Origin of the sequence: Pantoea endophytica, from assembly GCF_002858935.1 — a bacterium.
Taxonomy (GTDB): Bacteria; Pseudomonadota; Gammaproteobacteria; order Enterobacterales; family Enterobacteriaceae; genus Pantoea; species Pantoea leporis.
In genome coordinates this window covers 1-3,470 of the sequence record NZ_PJRT01000026.1, presented here as the reverse complement: position 1 = coordinate 3,470, position 3,470 = coordinate 1, and the positions used below count along the sequence as shown (strand labels likewise).

The 3,470-nt window shown below is 53.3% G+C and carries 1 protein-coding gene; it reads right to left on the bottom strand.

What is annotated here, in order from left to right:
* A partial coding sequence (locus PZBJ_RS16175; RefSeq protein ID WP_240632919.1) for an Ig-like domain-containing protein occupies positions 1-2,878 on the bottom strand: 2,878 nt, incomplete at its 3' end.
* Positions 2,879-3,470 lie beyond the last annotated feature (592 nt).

Genomic DNA, 3,470 nt, shown 5'->3' with positions numbered 1-3,470 from the left:
CATCAGTAGAGTCGCCGTTGCCCACGCTGCCCTGGATTGGGCCCACGTCGTCAATCACGTCCGCGATGCCGTCGCCGCCGGTGCCGCCATCGCCCGGTTTGGTCGGTTCCTGGACGTCGATGTCCAGCACGAACTCTGCGGTCGGTGCACTGACCACGCCGGTTTTAGCGTCAGTCGCCGTTGCAGTGAAGCGATGTTCACCGTCTTGCAAAGCAGGTGTGGTGAAGTTCCAGCGACCAAAGCTGTCAGTTTTGACTGAGCCTAACACCAGGTTGCCATCCATGATTGTCACGATGCTGTTCGGCGTTGCTTTACCGTGCAGAGTCGGAGTGTCATCGTTGGTAACGCTACCGGAAGCGATGTTGCCGGTGTGTGCTTCTACGTTGTCAAAGGCAAAGTCGATGCTGACCAATACGTCAGACAGGTCAACGATGAAGTCGATTGGATCAGACGGATCACTCTGGTTACCGGCCGGATCTTCGATGACTACTATGATGCTGTGCTCACCTTCTTCCAGCGGTGGAACCGGGGTAAATTCCCAGCTGCCATCCTGACCGACGATGGTGGTACCAATAATTTCGCCGTCATCTTTGATGATCACTTTGTCGCCCGGCTCGCCGGTGCCGCCAAAGGTCGGGGTGCTGTCGTCGGTGGTGTCGCCGCTTTGAATTGGACCGGTAATTGGGCCGACGTTGTCTTCTGCCGTCAGGTCGTCTGAGGCATCAGGTTTGGTTACATCCAGCTCCAGCTGGAAGTTGCCGGTAGCGGTTTTGTTGCCGGCTGCGTCGGTCACTTCTGCGCGGAAGTTGCGCACGCCTTCTGGCAAATCTGTTGCTGGCGTCCAGTTCCACTGGCCGTTCGGGCCGGCGGTGGTTGAACCCTGAACCTTGCCGTCCATGATGATGGTGACGATGTCGCCGGGCTGTGCGGTACCGCGCAGCTCAGGGCGTGCGTCGTTGGTCAGGTCGCCGTTATGCAGCATCCCGGTGTTGCCTTCCACGTCATCCCACGCGCCAGTAATCGCTGGACCAGTGGCGTTGCCGCCCGCGATCAGGTCAAAGCCAACACTGTTGGATTCGTCGCCGATGTTGCCTGCTTTATCCTGTGCTTTAGCGGTAATTTCATGGTCGCCGTTCAGCAGCGGCGGAACAGGAATGAATGACCAGTCGCCATTTTCATCTGCTTCAACACGACCGATTTCAACACCTTTATCGTAAATGATGACGGTGCTGCCTGCTTCTGCGGTACCACGGATTTCTGGCTGTGCGTCGTCGGTAGTGTCGCCGTCTTTTATTGCGCCAACTACGTCGCCCTGGTCATCGATGATGTCGACAATAACCGGTGCCGCAGGAGGATCAATATCGATAATCACTAACCACGGATCGGATTCTGGCGAGATATAGCCGGTTGGCGTTTCGATGATGATGGAGAACTGATGATCGCCCTCTGCCAATTCGGTTGACGGGGTGAACTGCCAGCCACCGTTTTTATCCGCTACAACGCTGCCGATAACGGTGCCATTGTCGATAATGGTAACGATGGTACCTGGTCTTTGATGGGAACCTTCGAGGGTCGGTTTGGTGTCATCGGTGATGCTGCCATTTGGCAGTGAACCGGTAACCGGACCAACATCATCAATGATGTCGTCGAGACCCGCGGTGGTACCGGTGCCTGGTTTGCCAGGGATTTCGGTGTCTACGATGACTAACCAAGGTTCAGAAGGCTCTGAACGGTTGCCCGCCGGATCGCGCGCCACAATCTCGAAGTTATGGTCACCATCTTCTAAAGGTTCTGGGGTAAATGACCATGAACCATCCTGACCAACAATTACCGAGCCGATTTCTTTGCCATTATCGATAATGATGATGGTGTCGCCGGGTGTTTGACCATCGCCGCTCAAGGTTGGGGTTTCGTCGTTGGTGTAACCGCCGTTCGCGACCGGACCCATTTTCGGTTCCACGTCGTCATAAACCTGGCCAATATCTGGACGAGCAGGTGCTTCGGTATCAATGATGACCACGAACTCATCGCTCGGCGCACTTTCGTTGCCTTTGTCATCACGCTCTACCAATTCAAATTTGTGTTCACCATCCTCCAGTGGGTTTTCTGGAGTGAATTCCCATTTGCCATCTTCGCCGACGATGACGCTGCCGATCTCTTCACCGTTATCACGGATAACCACGATGTTGCCCGGTGTACCGGTACCGCTGAAGGTTGGTGTGCTGTCATCGGTCAGACCGCCGTTATGGATTGGACCGGTAAAGTCACCATGATTATCGTTAACGTTCGTCAAGCCAGGAGTGAATACGGTGCTTCCGCCACCGCCTTCACCGCCTTCACCGCTACCGCCGTTTCCATCATCTTTATTATGATTGGCGATGGATTTAGCAAGACCCGCTGCAGCCAGCAGACCCGCTAACGTACCCAACGCCAGTAGTGCTGGAGAAAGCGCAAAAGGCGCAACGGCCAGGCCATCAAGACCCGCAATGACTCCCGAACCCAATACCAGTGCTGAAGACTCTCCATCCATCAGGAAAGCGGCTTCATGATCGCTGTCGCCATCAGAAGAGATAAATTCGTGCCACTGACCGTCTTCGGCCTTACCGACCAACTCGCCTGGATTTTCGAAGAAATCTTCAATGATCAGCTGTGGCTGGCTTTCATCGGTGCCTTCCAGCATTACATGCAGGTTTTTACCCACACGTTTAACGGTAATGTTCTCAGGAGCGTAACCTTTTTCACCTTGCGCCAGAATGTATTTTCCACCTTTTACGGCTTTGATTTTTACCGCTGAACCGGCTTTTTCAGCACGCAGTACATCGGATTTAACAATGGTGTTGTTCTCCACCACTGCAATGTTAACTTGATTGAGACTCATAAAGACCCTTTACACAGTATTTAGCCCAATTCCGCTGACGCGGATGATTGACTGGGTTAATTGATCTCTTACCCAGATAACACCGGAATTTACAGACGTGTCTTAAGGTTAAATACGAGCGCGGTCTTGGTTGAGTTTGCTGACGCCTATCAGAGCAATATGCCCTCTACAGTTAGGGATTTTTGAGTTGAGCGAGAGCCTTACCAGCAGTGAAATGCACCCTTCTTGTCCGAGTTATTTGGTACGTGATGAATGTGGGTGTTTTGGGAATTATCTGTCACACATTATTCAAAAACAGGCAGCCATTATTTGGCTGGTTTATGTTCAAAATATTTTTGCTTTATTCCACTTTTCATCCCAGACCCAGCCTGTATTTCTTTCTGCCACAGCCCAGCACACTCAAGAGCAATTTACCCAGCCGATTAATCTGATAACAGGGATCTGTTTATGTCTGCTTCCGCTCTCGCCGTTGCCACGGCCGAAGGTAACCGCCTCTCTGCGCCGCTGACGCTGCCGTCCGGCAAAGGTACCCAGTACATTCACTCCACGCCCGGCCAGCGCATCCTGCTGTCGGATGCCCAGCATTCCGGCC